This window comes from Streptococcus sp. GMD6S, assembly GCF_000297015.1.
The window spans coordinates 1-4,939 of sequence record NZ_AJRH01000077.1; the positions used below are offsets into that span (position 1 = coordinate 1).

The 4,939-nt window shown below is 36.3% G+C and carries 7 protein-coding genes; all 7 read right to left on the minus strand.

What is annotated here, in order from left to right; genetic code table 11:
* Window positions 1-347: MIP/aquaporin family protein (locus GMD6S_RS08220; protein WP_000714818.1), on the minus strand; the 347-nt coding region annotated here is incomplete at its 3' end.
* A gap of 108 nt (window positions 348-455) precedes the next feature.
* Entirely contained in the window at window positions 456-1,247 is a 792-nt protein-coding gene (locus tag GMD6S_RS08225) for a DUF2785 domain-containing protein (protein WP_001227786.1), read from the minus strand.
* A gap of 106 nt (window positions 1,248-1,353) precedes the next feature.
* Window positions 1,354-1,668: a hypothetical protein gene (locus GMD6S_RS08230; RefSeq protein WP_000959513.1), complete on the minus strand. Its 315-nt coding sequence runs from the start codon at window positions 1,666-1,668 to the stop codon at window positions 1,354-1,356.
* Complete coding sequence (locus GMD6S_RS08235; protein ID WP_237738583.1) at window positions 1,662-2,054, minus strand: hypothetical protein; 393 nt, start codon at window positions 2,052-2,054, stop codon at window positions 1,662-1,664. Before GMD6S_RS08235 ends, GMD6S_RS08230 begins: the two co-directional genes overlap by 7 nt.
* Window positions 2,055-2,065: 11 nt before the next feature.
* A complete protein-coding gene (locus GMD6S_RS08240) occupies window positions 2,066-3,349 on the minus strand; it encodes a DUF2974 domain-containing protein (protein ID WP_000037150.1) in 1,284 nt (427 codons plus the stop codon).
* Window positions 3,350-3,358: 9 nt separating this feature from the next.
* On the minus strand, window positions 3,359-4,036 hold the full coding sequence (locus GMD6S_RS08245) for a hypothetical protein (protein WP_000745947.1): 678 nt from the start codon (window positions 4,034-4,036) through the stop codon (window positions 3,359-3,361).
* Between the two features lie 136 nt (window positions 4,037-4,172).
* Window positions 4,173-4,889, minus strand: a complete 717-nt coding sequence (locus tag GMD6S_RS08250) for a hypothetical protein (protein ID WP_025172971.1) — start codon at window positions 4,887-4,889, stop codon at window positions 4,173-4,175.
* Window positions 4,890-4,939: the final 50 nt, after the last annotated feature.

Consider the following 4,939-nt stretch of genomic DNA (forward strand, 5'->3'; position numbering starts at 1 on the left):
GCCAAGGCATTTTCACCAAGACTAGCAGTTGACATGCCTGAGTTAGACAAGAGGAAGAATACTGCAGCTGACGCAAGGAAAGCTCCAACTACTTGTCCAAGGATATAGTTTACAAGCTCTGAAGATGACAAACGTTTGTTTACAAACAAAGCGATCGAAACCGCCGGGTTCAAGTGCGCACCTGAAACAGTTCCGATTGAGAAAGCTGCAACTACGATTGCCAAACCAAAGGCAAAAGCAATTCCAAGGTGTCCAAGGCCATTAAGACCATTTCCAAAAACAACAGCTCCTGTTCCAATGAACACAAGCATAAATGTACCGATTAATTCAGCAACAAATTTTTTCATGATAAATCTCCTTTTTTCAAACTATGTATTAGTCTATCAAAAGAAGGAAAGTGTTTCAAGAAAATTGACTGGAAAGTATTTGAAAATCATGAAACGACTCGCTTATCCTTAGTACTGAAAAGATTGAATGGCTTCTTTCAAGGCATCTTGTAAACTATTTTTCTGGTCAAGTTGGATATAGACTTCCAACAGACAGGATCTGAAGTTGGAAAATTTATAAAAATCTTCCCTCTCTTCTATCGGAAAGTCAATAGTTTTTATCCAAGAAGCTACTTGTTCTTGCCCTAATTTCCCTTGCAAAATGGGTTCATAAAGTACTCTCGCTAAGCGCCAGTCCTCATCATTTGTAAAACGAATGGTAATTCTTTTAAATAATTGACCCAGTACATCAAATACTTCAGAAAATCTGTTACTAGGAAAATCTGGATGACAAACGACTTCCGTCAAGAGATCCGCTCCATGCGCAAAAGCGTGAACCCAACCATACTGACTTGAAAAACCTGTCGTATCCTTTTCTTTTTTAAGGTAATACAAACCTTGAGATAGCATAGCATTTCTTATATCAGCTTTTAAGCCTTTATAGAAAAGAGAGTGCTCGTTACCATCTGCATACAAAAGATTGGCATAAATAAGCGCCCTAAAAGAACGTTTAAGAGTTGAAACTCCTCTACTATCAATCTCTTTGTATAGCCTTTCATTAGAGGAGACCTCTTCTGAGATAAACTGAAACTGCTCAAGGGAAAACAGTTCTTCTTGAATTCCTCTAGCCAAACTCGTAAAAACAAGTTCATCTCGAATTTCTGGAGAGGGATCTCCTAAATGCTCAAGCAACCACTGAATTTCTTCTCGACTATAGCTTGGTTTTTCTTCTGTCACTTTTCTTTGTAATTTTTTACGCATCTCAAGCACCTCTACATTTCTAGTAACTTATCAAAAAGTCATCCGAAGATGACTTTGAAGAGGAATATTTGGAAAAATTGGAAAGGAACATGGCATAGTTAAAGCACTATTTTTTCTTTTTCGGAGTTAAATCTTCAAAAGATGTACTATTTTTACTAATAGTCTCGCTAATGGCTTTTTGTCCCAACCCATTAATTGAGCTATCCATTTGAGCTGCTAAAGTCGTTACAGCAGTTTTATTTGTCATAGCAAGAACCCCTATCTCCTCATCGTACTTATCTACAATACCTTTTCTACCTGATTTTATAGGAGGAGCACAAAATGTTTTGATAGCTGCTCTTTCTAATGTTTTTTTGATTTCTCGCCTGGCTGATTCTGACATAGGTCCAATCAAAGCGTCTATGACTAAATCCACTAGCATTTCTTCTGCCTCCTTTCTAACTCATATAAGTCTTTTCTTTGACTATAACTCTCTTCTAACTCTTTTTCTAAGCGAGAACGCTCTTTTCGGTACTGAGTCTGCAACTCTTCATCTTTTGCCTCTATTTTAGCATACTGCCGAAGATACTCACTACTCGTCTCACTTGAATAAGATTCTAATAACATCAGAAATTGGTGATGCTCCCCATCGTCTCCAGATTTCTGTCTAGCAAAATCATAAGCAACGTTCTCAAACTCCTCATATAGTCTTGTCAACTGAGAACGATTATGATCTAAACTTTCATAGGATTCTTCTATTTTCTTCTTAGCAGTTCTATAGTCATCCTCCAAGGACCAAAGTCCCTCTTCTTGCTTTTTTATTTTCACTTGGATTTCTTCTAGTTTGTCCATTGATTAATATCCCTTGCCAAGCTTTCGTCTCCTTCAACTGCTTGTTCAACACCCTTCTGAATATTCGTTTCCAAATCCGTAAAGGCTTTTACAATCTCAGCTGATTTACTTACTTTTTTATCAAAATGTCTCTGAGTTTCACCCACAATACTATCATAAGTTACCCCAGCTTCTGCATAGACATCCTCTATCTCATCATAAGTTAACTCTGTGACGAACCAAGGAACTTCCTTACTTTTATCGTAGAGTGTTTCAGCATCCGCAACTGCTTTTTTCGCAACTGCCTCAATCTCGCTGTGTCCGTTGCTGACACTCTCTGTCATTGCCGTCGCAACAGCTGTTGCTTGGACGCTGTCCAAGAAAAACATCTCATGGCTACTTATACTACCATCTGATAAAAATTGGGTACTCAACTGCTTTAGAAGTCGATTTTTGACACCTTGTAATTTCTTCAGAGTTTCATAGTTCTTCTTTTCAAGTCCAGTCATCTTCTCTGGACTCTGATTTTCCAAAATATCTTTGATTTGGTTAATTTGATTTTTATCACCCGTAATATCTGGATCAATACTGTGCCCACCGGAATTTTCAAGCAGATAATCTTCCCCCAAGTATACACCTAAAAAAGGTTTTGAGATATTGTTAAGAAAGTCATCTTGAGTCCGGATTCGTACTACTTGACCTGTGAATGTCTTTTGTTTATTGATTATCTTCTCCCTTGCCGAATCCCACGGAGTCAGATAATCTATGATTTTATCTTTAGATTCGATAAGACCTTCTAAATAGAGAGGCGCTGAGTTATATACCACAGTACGCGGAGCGTTATACTCTAAGGCCACCCTCTGAGCGATGTTACCTCCTAAAGAATGTCCAGTTAGAGTAATATTATCCCCATATCTCTGTCGAATCCTTTCATAAAATTTGAAAGCTTCATCATAATGAAAACCGAGCGCCATGGCTATACTACCGACATCTGTAGCGACATCCTTGACTATATCCGCATTAGGATTCGTTCCCGTATAGGCAATAATCACCTCTCCACTGTCCTTATCTAGGAAGGCTGTACCACTCGTCCCAGTAAAGTCATCATGAAAATCATCTAGATACTGGAGGTTAGAGGGGAGAGGTTTACTTCTGTCTACTGCATTAAGAAGTTGTTTTCTATCATCATGTCCAATTTCAGGTTGATTAACTCGCACATTCTCAAATTCGTAAGTCAGATTTGCTGCATCTAGAGTAGCAATACCACTATTCGCTGTATCCTTTTTACTCATACTTCTCTCCTAATTCGATACTCTCTCCTTAAAATAATAGCCATCATTAAAATCAACAGTAACAGAATAATAATAAAAGTCATCTAACCTCAAAGAACTACCAAATCCTAGCACTGTTTCAGCTTGTTGCTGTTTATTAAAATATTGGTTAATCGTTGTGTTTTTAATAATATAATCTATATCAAAAGAACCATTATTTCCATTAAAATGTTTGTTTTTTAATGATAATTTACTTAAAAACTCTTTATCTATACCAAGTTTTTGAAACAAAAAACCATCAAACTTCCATATTCTTTTAGCGGTTTCTTCATCAGAAAAAATAAATTTGTTGTCTATATATTGAACACTTACTACCACTTCATCGCTTTTTGGCGCATCTTCCTTCGCTGGGCTTTTAGCAAGAGTACCCGTTATTGTATGCGATGTTGCATCACCTTTCAGCTTAATTTCTGTAATAGAATCATCAATTCCATCACTTTTCTTTTTGAAATAGACCTGCTCAATCTCAAATCCTTCCGGAAATTGCTTAAACAAATCAAACAAATTCTCGGTTGGATAGACACGACTGACCTCAGAGACTTTGTTCTCAATCCATGCTCGACTATTTTTATTTTCTCCACACCCTGTTAATCCTATCATTATCAATCCTCCTAAAAGTAACATTGTGAGAAATATGCGTTTTTTCATAACCCTCTCCTTACTTATGATATTCAATAAAACAACTAATCATAGTTCCCTTATAGTATACCATAAAAGAAACATTTCCTTGCTATCTTATTAAAATTCGTTAGTCAGATTAGAAGCATCTAAGGTCGGCACATTACTATTTGGCATCTATCTTCTTCATACTCTTACTTTTTCCTGTTATAAGTTCTGAATGAGATATATTTTCTCCGTCAAAAACCACAGGATAACCGTATTCATAGCCAATAGTTGCAGAGTGGTCTGCACTAATAAAAAGGTCTAACGATTCACTTGATTGTATATGGAAGTAATCCTGAATAATTTTACTATTTACATTTTTATAAGTAATAGAAGCATCACCAGTCTCCCAATTATAGTACGTTTTTTTGAGTTCCAATTGAGACAAAATTGCTTTATTTAGTTCTAACTTTTGAAATAAAAACCCATCATAAAACAAATCATCTTTAGAAACTTCTGGATTCAAAAATTCCAATCCTTTTTCAGTGTACACAACACGGCTTTCTAAAAGCACTTTTTCTTCATAAGGATTACCTCGAGCTTCTATTCTTTTAAAATTACCAGTTATTTCTTTTGTTTCTGCATTTCCTACGAGTTCAATCTTCTGATAACGAGAATAGTCCTTCGTCTCATCGTAGGTATCAATACTTCTAATCTCAAACCCTTCCGGAAATTGCTTAAACAAGTCAAAGAGATTTTCAGTTGGATAGACACGACTAACCTCAGAGACTTTGTTCTCAATCCATGCTCGACTGTTCTTATTTTCTCCACATCCTGCCAATCCTATCATTATCAATCCTCCTAAAAGTAATATTGCGAAAAACGCGCGTTTTTTCATAACCTTCTCCTTATTTATGATATTCAACAAAATAGCTAATCATAGTTCCC